Raw genomic sequence first — 17,565 nt, forward strand, 5'->3', positions numbered from 1 at the left:
CACTTCCTTTCCGTCTGCTGGTTGATCGTGATGGTGTGTCGGTCATGGGTCAGTTGTTCTCCGGTCGGTCGAGGGCGCCGTCCACCAGCTCTCCGATACGGGCGCCGGAGCGTCGGGCCTCGAGGTGGAGCCGGCCCACGTTGATGCGTGGCTCGGCCAGGAGGGTGAGGAGGGCCGAGGAACCCGCCGCGTAGGTCGCGACGTATCCCCGCTCGCTCTGGACGAGCAGCTCGCGGAAGCCCCCTTGTCCGGTCGCCTCGGTGAGCCGCAGCGCGACGCCGAGCGCCGCGGCGGTCAGCGAGGCGACGCTCTCCGCCGCCTCGGTGTCCGCCGCCAGCACGAGCCCCTCCGGACTGGCGGCGAGTGCGCCCGTGAGCTGCGGTACGCGTATGCGCAGGCGTTTCAGTTCGGCGAGCAGGTCGCCCTCGGCCCTCATGAGTGCTCTCCTCTCGGCGCGCAGCCTCAACGCGCGCCTCATGACGGTGGGAAAAGGACCAGATGGACACAGCGGTGCCTCACAGGGTTGCCTCCAGTGCGTCACGCAGCCGTCGGAGCAGGGCGGAGTCCAGGACCGACGCGGGCTCGGTGACCTCGGCGGCGGGGGCGGCGGGCCGGCTGGGCAGCGCCGACTTCTCGGGCGTCTCGATGAGCCCGTCGGCGGCCAGCCTGCGCACCTCGATCAGGGTGTTGAAGGCGGGACGCCCCAGTTCTCTCGCGATGACGGCCGGGGTGCGTACACCGTCGGCGAGGTCGAGCAGCGACTGCCTGAGCGGGCTGACACCCCGCGCGGCGGGGTGCGCGCGGCGCTCCACCGGAGCGGTGTCGACCGTGGGGTGGGGCCAGACGGAGTCCAGCAGCCGGCTGCGCCGCTTGGCTTCGCGTTCCACGACCTCTGTGGGCACAGGTCGCAGGCGGCCGATCCAGTGCACGACCCCGTAGCGGAAGCGGGTCGGCCCGCCGGTCGGCGCGAGCGCGAAGAAGGCCGCGTCGAACAGCGCGCCCAGATGGCAGATCTCCAGCTTGCCCCCGGCCACCTGGCCGCTGTCGACAAGGAAGCGGGCGACCTCGCAGCGCGCGCCTGCCTGCGCGACCGCGTCCGCCCAGCTGTCGGGCCGCAGCAGGCCGCTCGCGGTGAGCAGGACGTCGAGTCCGGGCGCTCGGGGGCTCTCGGCGTGCACGACCTGGCCTTCGGCGAGATAGAGGGCGCCGTGGTCGCGGACCAGCACTCCCGTCGCGCGTTCGTCGGCGAGTCTGACGAGCATGGGGGAGACGGCCGCTCTCATACGAGCACCAGCCCCTCGGCCAGATTCCGCAGCCGTATCCGGGCCAGTGCGAGATTGCCCTGGTCCCGGTCGAGCCACAGATGCAGGAACACGGTGCTGTCGAAGCCGGTCTCAACGAAATGCACCAGGTGGTAGGAGCTCTGTGTGGTGAGGATGAGGTCCTCTACCGCGGGGCCCTGCCCGGTGGCGTATTCGGTGGCCATCCTGGCCAGTTCGGCGGTCTCCGCGGCGGTGGCCTCGTGGTCGTCGCCGGCGGCCTCGCCGACCGCGCCGAGCGCGAGCCCGCTGATCCAGTCCACAAGGGACGCTCCGCGCGCGCCCGGCACCGTCATGGCCGCCAGCAGACACTCGTCGATTCCGGGCACGCCGACTCCCTTTCCCGCCACGGCGTTCCGCGCACTGTTGTGCGGCGGTGACGGGGAGACTACGCAACGTGGCCACGGTTGGGGGGAGTTGAGGCATTTTCCGTTGGAACATGCCCCTGTCCCGGTAGGGTCCGGTGCTCAGGTGTGTGCCTGCGTACGGCTCAGGGGCTGAGCAGTGCGTCCGGCTGCCCGCCGCCCGACTCGGCGACGATCTCGACCGGGCTCTGCGGCGCCCGAACGGTCGCGAACCGCGTCGTGCTGCTGTCCCCCTCCGGGTCGGTGGTGAAGCCGTAGATGCCGGGCCGCGGAAGGCTGTTGTAGCCGTAGTGGTTGGAGAAGTAGTACGCGCCCGTGTCCAGCACCGCGATCACGTCGCCCGGCTCCAGCAGGGGCAGCGGACGTGCCTCGGCGAGCAGGTCGCCGGCGAAGCAGGCGGGTCCCGCGACGTCCTGCACGACGGCCGCACCGCTCTTGGGGCGGCCCTTGGAGTCGTACGCGGCGATGCGCAGCGGCCAGGAGGCCGGGTCGTAGACGGTACGGGTGGCGACCTGGACGCCCGCATGGGTCACCGCGATGGGGCGGCCGCCCGCCGTCTTGGTGTACTCGACGCGGGCCAGGATCGTGCCGTGCTTGGCGAGCAGGGAGCGGCCGAACTCGGTGACCAGGCCGTAGCGGCCATCCAGCAGACCGGGCACGTCCTCCTTCAGCAGCCGGGCGTACGCGGCGAAGGTCGGCGTCTGCTCGTCGGACGCGAAGTTGACCGGCAGGCCGCCGCCGATGTCGACGGTGTCGATCTGCTGCCGTCCGGCCGTGGCGTTGATCTCCTCGGCGAGCTCGTACACCGCGCCGATGGCCCGGGTCATGAGGGTTGGCGGCATGCCCTGCGAGCCAGAGTGGGTGTGCAGCCGGGTCAGCCAGGGGCGGTCGAGATACGCGCGTACGACCCAGTCGCGGGCGCCCTCGTCGCGCAGCGCGACACCGAATTTCGAGGTCGCCGTGGCCGTGGACAGGGCTTCGATCGCGCCGCCGCCGACCTGCGGATTCACCCGCAGTCCGAGCGGGGAGCTGGTCGGCGAGGCCCCGACGAGGGCGTCGATCCGCGCCAGCTCCTGCGGATTGTCGGCGTTGACCGCGATACCCAGCTCCAGTGCCTCGCGCAGCTCGGCGGGCGTCTTGGCGGGGGAGTCGAGGACCGTGCGGTCGGGGGGCAGGCCTGCCGCCCGGGCCAGGGCCAGCTCGCCCGGGCTCGCGACCTCCGCGCCGATGCCCTCGTCCCGCAGCAGGGCCAGTACGGGGACCAGTGGCGCGGCCTTCACCGCGAAGGCGTGCAGCACGGGCGCATCGGTGACGGCGGCGAAAGCGCCCCGCAGAGCGGCGGCACAGGCCCGGATGCCGGTCACGTCGAGGAGGGCCGCGACGGGTTGCTCCGCACGGAGGAGACCCTGCTCCACCGCTGCTCGTACGGCCTGATCCCGGCGGTCGAAAGGCACATCTGCCAGCCAATCATCCGGGACGCGGTACCGCAGCTGTTGACTAAGACTATTCAGAGCCTCAGGATGTGAATAGAACAGCCAACAGTGATGGTCGCAGTCGCGAGGAGGCATTGCCATGTCAGGACCCCGCCCCGTACGGGCACCGCGCGGTACGGAACTGAGCGCCCTGGGATGGCAGCAGGAAGCCGCCCTGCGCATGCTCCAGAACAACCTGGACCCCGAGGTCGCCGAGCACCCCGACAAGCTCGTCGTCTACGGCGGCACGGGCAAGGCCGCGCGTGACTGGCGCTCCTTCGACGCGATGGTGCGCACGCTGCGGACCCTGAAGCAGGACGAGACGATGCTCGTCCAGTCCGGCCGTCCCGTCGGCGTGATGCAGACCCACGAGTGGGCGCCGCGCGTGCTCATCGCCAACTCCAACCTGGTCGGCGACTGGGCGAACTGGGAGGAGTTCCGGCGCCTGGAGGCCCTCGGCCTCACCATGTACGGGCAGATGACGGCCGGATCCTGGATCTACATCGGCACGCAGGGCATCCTCCAGGGCACCTACGAGACCTTCGCCGCCGTCGCCGCGAAGAAGTTCGGCGGCACGCTCGCCGGGACTATCACGCTGACCGCGGGCCTCGGCGGCATGGGCGGTGCGCAGCCGCTCGCCGTGACCATGAACGACGGCGTCGCGATCTGTATCGACGTCGACCCGCGCGCGATCGAGCGCCGCATCGAGCACCGCTACCTGGACGTGCGCGCCAACTCCCTGGAGCACGCGCTCCAGCTGGCCGTCGAGGCGCGCGACGCCCGCAAGCCGCTCTCCATCGGTCTCCTCGGCAACGCGGCGGAACTGCTGCCGCGGATGCTCGCCGAGAGTGCGCCGATCGACATCGTGACCGACCAGACCTCGGCCCACGACCCGCTCTCGTACCTGCCGCTCGGCGTCGACTTCGACGACATGGCCTCGTACGCGGCGGAGAAGCCCGCGGACTTCACCCAGCGCGCACGCGAGTCGATGGCGCGCCATGTGGAGGCGATGGTCGGCTTCATGGACGCGGGCGCGGAGGTCTTCGACTACGGCAACTCGATCCGCGGCGAGGCCCAATTGGCCGGATACGACCGGGCGTTCGCCTTCCCCGGCTTCGTACCCGCCTACATCCGGCCGCTGTTCTGCGAGGGCAAGGGCCCCTTCCGCTGGGCGGCGCTCTCGGGCGAGGCATCGGACATCCACAAGACCGACAAGGCCATGCTGGAGCTCTTCCCCGAGAACGAGTCCCTGCACCGCTGGATCAAGATGGCGGGCGAGAGGGTCCACTTCCAGGGTCTCCCGGCGCGTATCTGCTGGCTCGGCTACGGCGAGCGGGACAAGGCGGGCGAGCGCTTCAACGACATGGTGGCGTCCGGCGAACTGGCGGCCCCGCTGGCGATCGGCCGCGACCACCTGGACTGCGGCTCCGTGGCGTCCCCGTACCGCGAGACCGAGGCGATGCTGGACGGCTCCGACGCGATCGCGGACTGGCCGCTGCTGAACGCGATGGTGAACGTGGCCTCCGGTGCGTCGTGGGTCTCCATCCACCACGGCGGCGGCGTCGGCATGGGCCGCTCGATCCACGCGGGCCAGGTGTCGGTGGCGGACGGTACGAAGCTGGCGGGCGAGAAGATCCGCCGGGTGCTGACGAACGACCCGGGGATGGGCGTCATCCGGCATGTGGACGCGGGGTACGACATCGCGGAGTCGGTCGCCGGTGAGCGCGGGGTCCGCGTCCCGATGCAGGAGGGCGACGCGTGACCTCGGACCACGAGTCTGCGGGCAGTCGTTCCGCCGATGCGGAGCCGCACATGTCACAGTCGGAAGGGGGCGGGGTGGGGGAAGCTCCCTCGTTCCACCGGATGTGGCGCGAGCTCGCGCCCATCGGGCGCGACGCCACCACCCGCGGCTACCGCCGCTACGCCTGGACCGCCGCCGACGCCGACTGCCGTGCCTGGTTCCGGGCGCAGGCCGAATCCCGCGGCCTCGCCTACGAAGTCGACTGGAACGGAAACCAGTGGGCCTGGCTCGGTGACCCCACCGCCGGGGACGCGGTCGTCACGGGGTCGCACCTCGACTCCGTTCCCGACGGTGGCGCCTTCGACGGTCCGCTCGGCGTCGTCTCCTCCTTCGCCGCGCTCGACGAACTGCGGGGCAGGGGCGCGGAGTTCACCCGGCCTCTCGCCATCACCAACTTCGGTGACGAAGAGGGCGCCCGATTCGGGCTCGCCTGTGTCGGCTCCCGCCTCGCCTCCGGGCAGCTGGCGCCCGAGGCCGCGCACCGGCTGCGGGACGGCGACGGCATCACCCTGCCGCAGGCCATGGAGACGGCCGGCTACGACCCCTCCGCCATCGGCCCCGACCCCGAACGCCTCGCCCGCATCGGCGCGTTCGTCGAGCTCCATGTCGAGCAGGGCCGGGCGCTCGACCTGTCCGGCGACCGCGTCGGCATCGCGTCCGCGATCTGGCCGCACGGCCGCTGGCGGTTCGACTTCCACGGCGAGGCCAACCACGCCGGGACGACCCGCCTCGTCGACCGCCGCGACCCGATGCTGACGTACGCGGAGACCGTGCTCGCGGCCCGCCGCGAGGCGGAACTCGCGGGCGCCGTCGCCACCTTCGGCAAGATCTCCGTCGAGCCGAACGGCGTCAACGCGATCCCCTCCCTGGTCCGCGGCTGGCTGGACTCGCGCGCCGCCGACCAGTCCACGCTCGACACGGTCGTCGCCGCGATCCAGCAGGCCGCGCGCGAGTACGCCGACCGGCACGGGGTGGACCTGACGGTCGTACGGGAGTCCTTCACCCCCGTGGTCGAGTTCGAGCACGCCCTGCGCGACGAGATGAACAAGATCCTTGGCGGTGCCATCCCCGTGCTCGGCACCGGCGCGGGCCATGACGCGGGTATTTTGTCCGGATCGATTCCGACCGCCATGCTGTTCGTACGCAACCCCACCGGTGTCTCGCACTCCCCGGCGGAGTTCGCCGCCGAGGACGACTGCGTGGCCGGGGTGCTCGCACTCGCCGACGTACTGGAGGGCCTGGCGTGCAGGTGACGTACTGGGCGGAACACGTCTGGCTGGACACGCATGTCGAGCCGGGCGTCGCGCTGACTGTGTCCATCAGCGGCTCCGCCGCGGGGTCGGACGGCCGGATCGCAGCCGTACGCACGGGCGTCGAGGCCCCGCCGCAGGGCGCGACGGTGCTGCGAGGACTGACGATCCCGGGCCTGGCGAACGCGCACTCGCACGCCTTCCACCGGGCCCTGCGCGGGACCGTGCAGGTGGGCTCCGGGACCTTCTGGACCTGGCGCGAGGTCATGTACCAGGTCGCGTCCCGGCTGACACCCGAGTCGTACTTCTCGCTCGCCAGAGCCGTGTACGCGGAGATGGCGCTGGCGGGGATCACGGCCGTGGGCGAGTTCCACTATCTGCACCACGCGCCCGGGGGAGCCGCGTACGCCGACCCGAACGCGATGGGCGAGGCGCTCATCGCCGCGGCGGCGGACGCGGGCATCCGGATCACGCTGCTGGACACGGCGTATCTGTCGGCCGGCTTCGGCGAGGCACCCAACCAGCACCAGCTGCGCTTCTGCGACGGCACGGCGGATGCGTGGGCCGAGCGTGCCTCCGCCCTCAAGGACAGCGAACACGCGCTGATCGGTGCGGCGATCCACTCCGTACGGGCCGTGCCCGCCGACCAGCTGTCGACCGTCGCTCAGTGGGCGTCGTCCAGGAACGCGCCCCTTCACGTGCACCTCTCCGAGCAGACGGCCGAGAACGACGCGTGCCGGGCGGCCCACGGCTGCACGCCCACGCGCCTGCTGGCCGACCACGGCGTACTGGGCCCGCGCACGACCGGCGTCCACAACACGCATCTGACGGACGAGGACATCGCGCTGCTCGGCGGTACGACGACGGGCACCTGCATGTGCCCGACGACGGAACGCGACCTGGCGGACGGCATCGGCCCGGCGGCCGCGCTCCAGCGGGCGGGCTCCCCGCTCTCGCTGGGCAGCGACAGCCACGCGGTCATCGACCTCCTGGAAGAGGCCCGCGCGATGGAACTCGACGAACGCCTGCGCACGCGGACCCGCGGCCACTGGACGACGGCGGCCCTCCTCCGCGCGGCCACCGCGGACGGTCACGCCGCCCTGGGCCGCCCGGACGCGGGCACCATCGAGCCCGGCGCGCTCGCGGACTTCACCACGGTGGCGCTGGACACGGTCCGCACGGCGGGTCCGGTGCGGCGGCTGGCGGCGGAGGCGGTGGTGTTCGCGGGGACGGCGGCGGACGTACGGCACACGGTGGTGGCCGGGCGCCATGTGGTGCGGGACGGTGCGCATGCGTCGGTCCCGGACGTCCCGAGGGCGCTGGCGGAGGCGATTGCGGCGCTGCGGGACTGACGGGCCTGGGGCCTGACGGGCCCGTGGTTGTGGCGAGCCGGACACCCTGGAACAGCCTGGCCGGTTCGTGCCGTTCCGGCCGGGTTCCGTCGAGAATTCCGCCACCCCCGGGCCTAGTGCAGTGGCTGAGTGGATGAGTCACTGTCCCAACCCTTTACTGACGGGTAGTCATGCCCCACTCTGTGGGTGTGCCGAGCCGTTCCGCGGCCCGGCTCTAGCCCACCGGCACGCCTGCGCGCGTACGGCCGCTGTCTGTGTGCCTGCACTCCGCCCCGAAACCGCCACCCGTCCCAGAGCGAATGCGACCCGCAGCCCGGCCGGTCGCTCGCCGAGGAAGGCAGGAATCGCCATGTTCGGTATGTGCCGCAAGCGCCGCACCCGCAGATCTGTCATGTCCCTGGCGATCACGCTGGGGGTGTGCACCGTGGCCCTCGTGCCGGGGACCGCCTCGGCTGCCCCTCGTTCGGAGGTCTCGGCCACCAGCGCCATGACCACCGCATCCCGAATCGGGCCGTTCACCGAGCCCGCCTTCGCCGCCACCTGCGACTGGCACCGCTTCGGCGAGGGCGAGATCCCGCCGTGGTGGCTGATGTTCCGCGATCCGCTGTGCGTGGAGTACAGCAAGCGCGACATCACCTTCGACAACGGCGGCGCCCTGCGCTTCCTCGTCGCCGAGCCCTCGCGCTTCGCCCTCGCCATGGTCACCTGCCGCTACTACCAGAAGGACCACTGGAGCGTGCAGACCACCACCGGTGCGACGCCCTGGGTGACCTGGGACGGCCAGTACTGGTGGGACAAGACCACGCAGCGCGCCGGCGCACACCTGACCAACTTCCGCATCCACGGCACGAGCGTGGGCATCGGCGACGCCGTCGCCGCGCTCCGCACCGCCTTCCCGGAACTGGCCGACGTGCTGTCCGACTACGGCAAGGACGCCGGGAAGACGGGACTGACCGTCACCCTCCCCTACGACCTGCGCTGCTCCCTGGCCGGGTGAGCACCGTGTCTTCGCTCGACCGGAGGACGGCCCTCAAAGCCCTTGCCTGGGCCGCTGCCCTGTCCGCCGTTCGGCTCCCGGCCGCCGCCTCCCGGGCGGCGGCCGCCGAGGCCGGGTCCGGTGGGTGGACGGTGCAGACGATGGAGGCCTTCGCCGACACCCTGATCCCCGGCGAACGCCGCTTCGCCGGGGACCTCTCCATCGCCGGGGCCGTCAGCGGCCCCGGCGCCGTACAGGCCGGCGTGATCAAGACGCTGACCTCGCCCGAACTGCCCCTGGCTCCTCTGCTTCCGGACATCGCGGCCCTGCTCAACGCCCGGGCGGTCGCCTACGCCGCCAGCCACCTCATCCTGCTGCCGATCACACTCCCCGCCTTCGTCGGCCTGTCCTTCCGCCACCGCACCGCCCTCGTACGCGGACTGTTCGGCCCCGAGGACCCGGACCGCGTCATCTGGCAGATGCTCAGCCTGCTGACCGGTCTCGCCTTCGACACCGCCGCCCACCTCGACACCCGCCAGGCCGTGGCCACCGGCCACCCCGGACTGACCTGGCTGGGCTTCCCGCCCGCCGGCCCCGACGGGCTGTGGCGTTTCCCCGACTACTCCTACGGCAGGGCACTCGCCGCCCTGCACCCCGCCACCACCGCCTCGGGGAGTCCCGCATGAGCGCCGAGACCACGGATGTCCTCGTCATCGGCAGCGGCTTCGGCGGCGCGATCCCGGCCTACTACCTCGCTGCCGGGGGCGCCCGCGTCACCGTCCTCGAACGCGGCCCACGCCTGGCCGCGGCCGACTTCACCCACTCCATGCAACTGGGCACGTACAACCGGATCGTCGACGTCATCCGCGGCGACGGCGTCGCCGTGGTCGCGGGCAACTGCGTCGGCGGCGGCAGTGTCGTCTACTTCGCCGCCTCCCTCAGAGCACCGGCCTTCGTCTTCGAACGCCGCGGCGGCCTGGGCCGGCGCATCTGGCCGGCCGCGCTCACCCGCGCCGCGCTCGACCCCTGGTACGACCGCGTCGAGGAGGCGATCCCGGTCACCCGCACCGGCTGGTCCGACGTCTCCTACGCAGGCGGTGTGCTCGCCGCCGCCTGCGCGCGGGCCGGGCACACCTGCAACCCCGTGCCCGTGGCTGTCGACACCGAGCGGTGCACCAACTGCAACTGGATGCTGTCCGGCTGCCGCTTCGACGCCAAACGCTCGATGCTGCTCAACTACCTTCCCGCGGCCGAGGCACACGGGGCGACGATCCGGCCCCTGCACGAAGTCCAGACCCTCGGCCCCTCCCTGATCCCGGGCTACCGATACGCCGCCACCTACACCGTCCTCGACCCCGACGACTACTCGTGCACCCTCCAGAGCGGCACCGTCCACGCCAAGGTGGTCGTCCTCGCCGCCGGCGCCGTCGGCACCCCTGTCGTCCTCCAGCGCTCGGCCCTGCTGCTCGGCGGCATCCCGGCCGCGGTGGGGCGGTACTTCTCCGGCAACGGCGATCGCGTCAGCTTCGCCGATGTGGACGAGAGCAAGGTGCGCTCGGTGCTGGGGCTTTCCCGCCCGGACGGCGTCCCGTACGAGGGGCTGCCGATCGGCCGCCCCATCACGGCGGCGACCTACGACTACCTGGACGCGACGGCACCCGAGTACAGCCGGTTCATGCTCCAGCAGATCTACTTCCCGTCCGTGACCAATGTGCTCGCCCAGGCCGTCGACCCGCCCCACTGGTTCGGCATCCCCGGCCGTGACCTCCGCTCCCGCTGGACCTCCTGGCTCACCCTGCTGGCGATGACCGAGGACGACAACGAAGGCACTTTCGGCACCGTCCTCCCGCTCACCGGAAGCTTCACCCGCCTCGCGCCCGGACTCGGACTGGGCACGATGACCTACCGCCCCACCACCCGGACCCGCGGGGGCTGGGCCAAGGCGGACGCGGCACTGCGCGCCATTCTCGAGAAGGACGGACTGGCCCGGGTCCGTCCCTGGAGCGAGGACGTCGCCGGGTCCGTGACCGCCCACCCCATCAGCTCGGCCCGCATGGGCGACAGCCCCGGCACCAGCGCTCTCACCGACACCAACGAACTGCGTGGCCACCCGGGCCTGTTCGTCACCGACGGCTCCGCGGTCCCCACCTCTCTGACCGTGAATCCGTCGCTCACCATCGCCGCCCTCGCCGAACGCGCCACGCCCGCGATCACGGACCGCGCGGAGCAGGCGGGGGTCACGGTCAGGTACGGGGCACCGCTGCCTCCCCCGTAGGGGCTTCCGGTCGCTGCTCGAGCAGGGCCTCGGCATCGCGCCGCCCCCGGTAGCGACGTACCAGCGCCGGCACCCACGGCGAGACCCCGAAGGCGAGCAGCAACGAGAGCAGCGGCAGCCGCCACCACCACGAGATACTCGCCCCCGGCGAGGGCGGCGTGTCCTCCACCCACGGCCGCGCGGTCTTCGACCAGGCCAGGAATGCGTCACCGATCGGCATCAGCCCGGCCGCGTACCGCTTGGTCCACGGGGTCTCCACCGGCATGCCCAGCAGCTCGCTGAGGTTCGTCAGGCCCTCGGCGAGCGCGCTGTCCCCGTGCACCTGGGCCGCGCCCGCGGTGACCACGGACGCCGACAGGCTGACGCCCAGCGGGAGCGGGCCGGAGTCGACATCGGCCGGGCCGTCCGTTCCCTTCGGGTACTCCCGCACGGCCGGCCCGAGGCCGAGCGGCGAGACGACGTACCGGTCACGGAAGCGCAGGTACTGCTCACGCGCGAAGGCCGGGTCGATGTCGACGAGGAAGCGCTGGATCATGCTCTGTGAGGTGGCCCTGGCCACCTCGGCCGGTGCGCCGGTGGCGGCGTCGACACGATGCGGGAGCAGCCCCGTACGCGGATCGAGCCGTTCGCGTACGCCCCGGAGCCAGCGGTCGGCCGTCCCGGCGAAGCGAGGCGGCAGCAGCTTGTCGTGCAGCCGCAGCGACGCCATCGCCACCGTGGAGTCCACCGGCCACGCCTGGCCGGGGTACGCGGCCAGGTACGGCGTATTCGAGGCCGACGCGTCGAACGCCGCACCCAGCGCCGTGGAGTCGTCGGCGAACCGGCGCAGCTCGGCCGGGTCGCGGTCCGCGGCCGGCTGCAGGCTGAGCACTCCGCCGCGCAGCCAGTTGCCCCAGCCGCGGTAGAAGACCCCGTACGACGGGACGAGGTCCGCGCTGAACGGGGCGCGGCCCGCCGGCGAGTCCAGCCGCTCCAGCGCCCACCGCGCCTCCCGCAGCGCCTCGGCGCGCTCGCCGGCAGGTTCGCGCATCCCGATCTCGACCCAGGTCAGGCCGTACAGCGCGTGCAGGAAGAAGTACCCCTCGGGGAACAGCTGCTGAGCCTCGTCACCGGCGCCGTCGTCCAGGGCGGCGCGCAGGAACGCCAACTGACGCTGAACCCCGGGCGGTTCACCTTTCGTACCCGCGGTGGCGGGAGCGACCAGGCGCACCACACCCACCAGCGCGCACAGGCTGACGGCACAGGCGATGATCCGGCGCGACCATCGCAGAGCCCGACGCAGACGTACTGACGATCGCGGTCCTGGCATGCGCACGACCCTATATTCGCGTGCTGAGAGGGCGGGAAGACGGCCGGGGGATACCCCTGTGAAAGCATGGGAGCGTCAAGGTCTGCCCCTGGCCGTAGGGGGTCGGACCCCCCGGAGAGGAACTCATGAGCACCACCCTCATCACCAACATCGGCAGCCTCGTCACCAACGACCCCGCCGGCGGCGAAGGCTCCCTCGGCCTGATCGAGAACGCCGCGCTGGTCCTCGACGGCGAAACGGTTGCCTGGGTCGGCCCCGCCGCAAGCGCGCCCGCCGCCGACGAGGCGTACGACGCGGCCGGGCGCGCCGCCGTCCCCGGGTTCGTCGACTCCCACTCGCACCTCGTCTTCGCGGGCGACCGCACCCAGGAGTTCAACGCCCGGATGTCCGGCCGCGCCTACTCCGCCGGCGGCATCCGCACCACCGTCGCCGCGACCCGCGCCGCCACCGACGAGGCGCTCGAAGCGAACCTCACGCGCTACCTCGACGAGGCACTGCGCCAGGGCACCACGACCTTCGAGACCAAGTCCGGCTACGGGCTCACCGTCGAGGACGAGGCCCGCGCCCTGCGGATCGCGGCGCAGCACACCGACGAGGTCACCTATCTCGGCGCCCACATCGTCCCGCCCGACTACGCCGACGACCCGGCGGCCTACGTCGCCCTGGTCACCGGCGAGATGCTCGACGCCTGTGCCCCGTACGCCCGTTGGGTCGATGTCTTCTGCGAGAAGGGCGCCTTCGACGGCGACCAGGCACGGGCGATCCTCACGGCGGGCAAGGCCAAGGGCCTGCACCCCCGCGTCCACGCCAACCAGCTCGGCCACGGCCCCGGCGTCCAGCTCGCGGTCGAGCTGGACGCCGCCAGCGCCGACCACTGCACCCACCTCACGGACGCGGACGTCGACGCTCTCGCCAACAGCGCCACGGTCGCCACCCTCCTCCCCGGCGCGGAGTTCTCGACGCGCGCCCAGTGGCCGGACGCCCGCCGCCTCCTCGACGCGGGCGTGACGGTCGCGCTGTCGACGGACTGCAACCCGGGTTCGTCCTTCACCTCCTCGGTCCCGTTCTGTATGGCGCTGGCGGTACGGGACATGGGGATGACCCCGGACGAGGCGGTCTGGTCGGCGACGGCTGGTGGCGCGGCGGCCCTGCGGCGTACGGACATCGGCCGTATCACGCCCGGCGCCCGCGCGGACCTCATGTTGCTGGACGCGCCGAGCCATGTGCATCTGGCCTACCGGCCGGGTGTGCCGCTCGTCTCGGAGGTGTGGCGTCAGGGCAGGAGGTGCCTGTAGGTGCCCGGGTGCTCCTTCAGGAAGTCGGCGAAGGACCGCGCCCGGTGGCCCGTCAGCCGCCGTACCGCGTCGGAGACCGTGGCTATCTCGCCTGCCGCGATCGCCTCGTAGGAGGAGACCCAGCCCGCCACTTCCCACGGCTCGGCCCCGTACCCGGCCCGTGACGCGAAAGCCTCCTCGCGCGTCTCGGGCTCGTAGGTGACCGTGCGCCCGCTGAACCTGCTCAGCTCGGCGGCCACTTCGTCGAGGGACAGCGAGGAAGGCCCGGTGATGTCGTACGTCGCCCTGTCATGGCCGTCACCCAGGAGCACGGCGGCCGCGGCGTCCGCGACGTCGTCGTGTGCGACGGCCGAGACCTGCCCGTTGCCCGCAGGTCCGCGGATCACCCCGTCTGCTCCGGCCATCGCGGGCAGCCCGGAGCAGTAGAGACTGTCGCGCAGGAAGGTGTACGCGAGCCCGGTCGCGCGGATGTGCTCCTCCGTGTGCCAGTGGTCCCGGGCGAAGGTGAAGGTCGCGTCCGCGGCGGCCCCGATGAAGGACACGTACACGATCCGCCCGACACCCGCCGCCACGGCCGCGTCGACGGCGGTGGTGTGCTCCCGCACCCGGTCGGCGCTCTCGCGCGCGGAGACGAGGAACAGCGTCTGGGCGCCGTCACAGGCCTGCCGCATCGCCTCGCCGTCCCCGTACGAGGCGTGCGGCGCGACGGTGGTCCCGACGATCGGCGGCACCCGCGCCGGATCCCGTACGAGCAGCCGGGGCGCCGCGCCCTGTTCGGCCAGACGGTGGGCGACCCGGCTGCCGAGGTGGCCGCTCGCGCCGGTGACGGCGATGACTGGAGGCATGGGCGCGTCCTCTCGTAGTGCGTGGTCCGAGTCGTGGTGCGTGCTCCGAGACCTACGCGCCTCAGGCCTCCCGCAGTTCGGCCACCACCCTGATCGCCTCCGCCGTCAGATCGGCCGGGCAGCCCCAGTAGTCGTAGATACCGCCGCGCCCGCGGTTGCTTCCGCAGACGACGAAGACGCCCGTGCCCAGCCGCGCCTTGAGGTGGGTGGCCAGCCAGCCGACGAAACCGCTGTTGTCCGCGCCGTCGGGGAAGTGGAACGAGAAGATCCCGAACCGTTCGGCAGCGCCTCCGTCTCCGGTCGCGGGGACCAGCCGGCACCAGCTGTCCGCGTCCCGGACGACCGCCAGCGTGTCGGCGGTGAGCGCCGGCGGCCGGTCGGCCGGGAACTCCTCGAAGGACCAGATGCCCTCCTGGATCACGAACTCGGCCTCCGCGAGCACGCGTTGGAGGCGCTCCTCGGTCTGCTGGGCGGTCTCGACGCTGACACTGACCATGAGCGCGCTCCTCGATGCCCGGGATCCGTACGTGGGATCCGTCTCCGGGTCGAGGCTAACGCTCGGGCTCCGGCGGCAGCGGCTGCGGGTTCAGCGCCGCGGCGTCCTCCTTCCCCGTCAGGGCGTTGAGGATCAGGACCACGCTCGCGGCCAGCACCCATGCCGCGAGCAGAATCGGCGTCAGCCACGCGCTCCACGGGCCCGCCAGGGACAGCACCGCCACGACGAGGCCGGCCCAGCCGAGCCATGCCGGGATCGCGTGGGTCTCCTGCGATGCACGCCAGAGCGCGAACAGCATCACCGCGGCACCCACCATCGCCGCGATGATCGCGCCGTACGCAGTGTTCAGCAGCAGGATCGCGATGAGCGAGGTCTCCGGGAGCACCGGGAACACGTCGGAGGTGCGCACCGTGATCGCGAAGATGTTCCCGGCGAGCGCCCCGACCAGCAGGAACGCCGTGTAGATCGTGCCGCCCACCATCACCAGATGAGAGCGGTTCCCGGCCAGTCTCGACAGCGCGACCAGGAAGAACAGGAACAGCAGGCCCGCCGCGAGCAGGATCAGGGCCAAGGCTTCCGACTGGTCCTGGTTGCTCTCTTTGAGGTACCAGAGCACGACTGTCCTCAGTGCGCCCGTCCCGGTGACGTCGGGTGTGAACGTCCACAGTACGTACCCGGCGATCAGCAGCCCTCCGGCCGCCAGACCGGCGATCCCGGGCCACAGGTCTCTGTGCTGGGCGGGCTGGACGGGTTCTGCGTTCTGCGACGCCATCATCGTGCCTCCCACGGGAACATCCCCGAGCAAAGGTCCTCGCCCCATTTTCCCACTCACGGCCGAGTCGGCACGGCGTGGCACAGTGGACCGGTGAAGACCATTGGGCTGATCGGCGGCATGAGCTGGGAATCCAGCGCGGAGTACTACCGGCTGCTCAATGAGCTCGTACGCGAACGACTGGGCGGGCTGCACTCCGCCAAGTGCGTTCTGCACTCCGTGGATTTCGCCGAAATCGAGGAGCTTCAGGTCGCGGGCGACTGGGAGCGCGCCGGTGAGATCCTCGCGGATGCCGCCCGGGGGCTCCAGGCCGCCGGTGCGGATCTGCTGCTGATCTGCACCAACACCATGCACAAGGTGGCGGGCCAGGTGGAGGCCGCCGTCTCCGTGCCGCTGCTGCACCTCGCGGACGCCACCGCGGATGCCGTACGGGCCCAGGGGATCGGGCGGGTCGGGCTGCTCGGGACGGCGTTCACCATGGAGCAGGACTTCTACCGCGACCGGCTGGCCGGACACGGGCTCGATGTGCTCACGCCCGACGCCGAGGGGCGTGCGCTGGTGCACCGGGTGATCTACGAGGAGCTGTGCCTCGGTGTCGTACGGGAGGAGTCCCGTGCCGCCTACCAGGACGTCATCGCCAGGCTCGTCGCGGCCGGGGCGGAAGGTGTCGTCCTGGGGTGCACCGAGATCGAGCTGCTGATCGGGGAGAAGGACAGCCCCGTGCCGGTCTTCCCGACGACCCGGCTGCACGTGGAGGCGGCCGTGGACGCCGCCCTGGGCGGGCGCTGACGCCCGCCCAGAACGGTCTCGTCAGGCTCGCGGGCGTACCGGCAGCTCCTGCACGCTGTTGCCCACGAAGCTCGCGTGCCGCGGCAGATCGGACTCGGCCATCGCCAGATCCAGCTCGGGGAAGCGCGTGAACAGCCGCTCCAGCGCGATCGTCGCCTCCATCCGCGCCAGCGGTGAGCCCAGGCAGTAGTGCGGCCCGTGGCCCAGCGACAGATGCCGGGCGCCACTCCGGGTGATGTCGAAGCGGTCCGCGTCCGGGCCGTGGGCCGCCTTGTCGCGGCCCGCGGCGGAGTAACCGGCAAGCACCGGCGTGCCCTTGGGGATCACCGTGCCGTCGAGTGTGAGGTCCCGGGTCGGGTAGCGGAACGGGAAGAAGCTGACCGGGCTGTCCCAGCGCAGCGTCTCCTCGACCACGTCCGACCAGGAAGCCTTGCCGGACTGCACGAGCTCCAGCTGGTCCCGGTGCGCGCACAGGGCGCGTACCGCGTTGGTGATGAGGTTCAGCGTCGTCTCGTGCCCGGCGATGATCATCAACAGCAGGGTGCCGATGAGCTCGTGCTGGCTGAGCCGGTCGCCGTCCTCCTCGCGGGCCGCGATCAGCGCGCTGGTCAGATCGTCGCCGGGGCTCTCCACGCGGGTCGCGGCGACCGTCCCGAGCACGGCCACCAGCTCACGGTTCGCGGCCACCGCCTCCTCGGGCCCGATGGAGGTGCTCACCACCTGGTTCGACAGATGGTGCAGCCGGTCCTGGTGCTCGGCGTCGACCCCGAGGAGTTCGCAGATCACCCCCATCGGCAGCGGCAGCGCGAAGTGCCTGCGCAGATCGGCGACGCCGTCGCCCGCCCGCGCCGCCTCGTCCAGGCCGTCGAGCAGCTGCGCCGTCACCGTCTCGATCCGCGGCCGCAGCTCCTCGACCCGGCGGGCCGTGAACGCCTTGCTGACCAGCGAGCGCAGCCGCCGGTGGTTCGCGTCGTCGGCGGTCGTCATGCCCTGCACGGTCGCGAAGGTCTTCAGCGGCCACCCGTCGGGTATCTCCCCGTCGCGCAGCGCGGTGAAATGCTCGGCCCCCTTGGCGACATCGGGGTGGGCGAGGAACTCCTTGAGCGCGTCGTGGCCGAGCACCGCCATGCCCGCCACATCACCGGGGAGCACGACGGACGCGACCGCGCCCTCGGCGAGGAGGCGGGCATTGTCCGCGTGCGGGCAGCCGCCGGCCGGGTCCATCCGGTGCGGACTCTCGTGCGAGGTG

17 protein-coding genes are annotated in these 17,565 nt (G+C 71.9%); 8 read left to right on the forward strand and 9 right to left on the reverse strand.

Annotated elements, in window-relative coordinates; translation table 11 throughout:
* Nucleotides 1-49: 49 nt before the first annotated feature.
* The 4 genes from OHA61_RS23385 to OHA61_RS23400 form a co-directional block, all read right to left on the reverse strand.
* Nucleotides 50-478, reverse strand: a complete 429-nt coding sequence (locus OHA61_RS23385; protein WP_406304682.1) for a roadblock/LC7 domain-containing protein — start codon at nt 476-478, stop codon at nt 50-52.
* A 37-nt stretch (nt 479-515) separates the two neighbouring features.
* Nucleotides 516-1,283: a transcriptional regulator gene (locus OHA61_RS23390; protein WP_406304683.1), complete on the reverse strand. Its 768-nt coding sequence runs from the start codon at nt 1,281-1,283 to the stop codon at nt 516-518.
* On the reverse strand, nt 1,280-1,648 hold the full coding sequence (locus OHA61_RS23395) for a hypothetical protein (protein WP_324989506.1): 369 nt from the start codon (nt 1,646-1,648) through the stop codon (nt 1,280-1,282). The genes OHA61_RS23390 and OHA61_RS23395 overlap by 4 nt, the downstream gene beginning before the upstream one ends.
* 161 nt (nt 1,649-1,809) lie before the next feature.
* Entirely contained in the window at nt 1,810-3,138 is a 1,329-nt protein-coding gene (locus tag OHA61_RS23400; protein WP_406304684.1) for a diaminopimelate decarboxylase, read from the reverse strand.
* Between the two features lie 118 nt (nt 3,139-3,256).
* On the opposite strand from OHA61_RS23400, the gene hutU reads away from it, so the two are divergent.
* The 6 genes from hutU (at nt 3,257) to OHA61_RS23430 (ending at nt 10,810) form a co-directional block, all read left to right on the forward strand.
* Nucleotides 3,257-4,918: a urocanate hydratase gene (gene hutU, locus OHA61_RS23405; RefSeq protein WP_324989502.1), complete on the forward strand. Its 1,662-nt coding sequence runs from the start codon at nt 3,257-3,259 to the stop codon at nt 4,916-4,918.
* A gap of 50 nt (nt 4,919-4,968) precedes the next feature.
* The gene (locus tag OHA61_RS23410; protein ID WP_406304685.1) at nt 4,969-6,210 is read left to right on the forward strand and encodes an allantoate amidohydrolase; all 1,242 of its coding nucleotides are present in this window, start codon (nt 4,969-4,971) and stop codon (nt 6,208-6,210) included.
* Nucleotides 6,201-7,559, forward strand: a complete 1,359-nt coding sequence (locus OHA61_RS23415; protein ID WP_406304686.1) for a formimidoylglutamate deiminase — start codon at nt 6,201-6,203, stop codon at nt 7,557-7,559. The genes OHA61_RS23410 and OHA61_RS23415 overlap by 10 nt, the downstream gene beginning before the upstream one ends.
* A gap of 349 nt (nt 7,560-7,908) precedes the next feature.
* Nucleotides 7,909-8,556: a hypothetical protein gene (locus OHA61_RS23420; RefSeq protein WP_406304687.1), complete on the forward strand. Its 648-nt coding sequence runs from the start codon at nt 7,909-7,911 to the stop codon at nt 8,554-8,556.
* Nucleotides 8,553-9,221 carry a DUF5987 family protein gene (locus OHA61_RS23425; protein ID WP_406304688.1) on the forward strand — a complete coding sequence of 223 codons (669 nt, stop codon included), beginning with the start codon at nt 8,553-8,555 and terminating at the stop codon, nt 9,219-9,221. Before OHA61_RS23420 ends, OHA61_RS23425 begins: the two co-directional genes overlap by 4 nt.
* Nucleotides 9,218-10,810, forward strand: a complete 1,593-nt coding sequence (locus OHA61_RS23430; RefSeq protein WP_406304689.1) for an FAD-dependent oxidoreductase — start codon at nt 9,218-9,220, stop codon at nt 10,808-10,810. Before OHA61_RS23425 ends, OHA61_RS23430 begins: the two co-directional genes overlap by 4 nt.
* On the opposite strand, the gene OHA61_RS23435 is transcribed toward OHA61_RS23430, so the two are convergent.
* Entirely contained in the window at nt 10,779-12,119 is a 1,341-nt protein-coding gene (locus tag OHA61_RS23435; RefSeq protein WP_406304690.1) for a hypothetical protein, read from the reverse strand. The two genes, OHA61_RS23430 and OHA61_RS23435, sit on opposite strands and share 32 nt — an antisense overlap.
* Before the next feature lie 125 nt (nt 12,120-12,244).
* On the opposite strand from OHA61_RS23435, the gene hutI reads away from it, so the two are divergent.
* A complete protein-coding gene (gene hutI, locus OHA61_RS23440; protein WP_406304691.1) occupies nt 12,245-13,414 on the forward strand; it encodes an imidazolonepropionase in 1,170 nt (389 codons plus the stop codon).
* Here the strand turns inward: hutI and OHA61_RS23445 are convergent.
* The 3 genes from OHA61_RS23445 to OHA61_RS23455 all read right to left on the reverse strand — a co-directional run bounded on the left by OHA61_RS23445 (nt 13,393) and on the right by OHA61_RS23455 (nt 15,542).
* On the reverse strand, nt 13,393-14,259 hold the full coding sequence (locus OHA61_RS23445; protein WP_406304692.1) for an NmrA family NAD(P)-binding protein: 867 nt from the start codon (nt 14,257-14,259) through the stop codon (nt 13,393-13,395). The two genes, hutI and OHA61_RS23445, sit on opposite strands and share 22 nt — an antisense overlap.
* Nucleotides 14,260-14,320: 61 nt before the next feature.
* A complete protein-coding gene (locus OHA61_RS23450; protein WP_324989487.1) occupies nt 14,321-14,755 on the reverse strand; it encodes a DUF6196 family protein in 435 nt (144 codons plus the stop codon).
* A gap of 55 nt (nt 14,756-14,810) precedes the next feature.
* Nucleotides 14,811-15,542, reverse strand: a complete 732-nt coding sequence (locus tag OHA61_RS23455) for a hypothetical protein (protein WP_406304693.1) — start codon at nt 15,540-15,542, stop codon at nt 14,811-14,813.
* Nucleotides 15,543-15,620: 78 nt separating this feature from the next.
* Between OHA61_RS23455 and OHA61_RS23460 the strand changes: the two genes are divergently transcribed.
* Nucleotides 15,621-16,316, forward strand: a complete 696-nt coding sequence (locus tag OHA61_RS23460; RefSeq protein WP_406304694.1) for an aspartate/glutamate racemase family protein — start codon at nt 15,621-15,623, stop codon at nt 16,314-16,316.
* A gap of 21 nt (nt 16,317-16,337) precedes the next feature.
* Here the strand turns inward: OHA61_RS23460 and OHA61_RS23465 are convergent, their stop codons facing one another.
* Nucleotides 16,338-17,540, reverse strand: coding sequence for a cytochrome P450 (locus tag OHA61_RS23465; protein WP_406307430.1), 1,203 nt, complete (start codon nt 17,538-17,540; stop codon nt 16,338-16,340).
* Between the last annotated feature and the right edge of the window lie 25 nt (nt 17,541-17,565).

Source organism: Streptomyces sp. NBC_00885 (assembly GCF_045207475.1).
Lineage (GTDB): Bacteria > Actinomycetota > Actinomycetes > Streptomycetales > Streptomycetaceae > Streptomyces.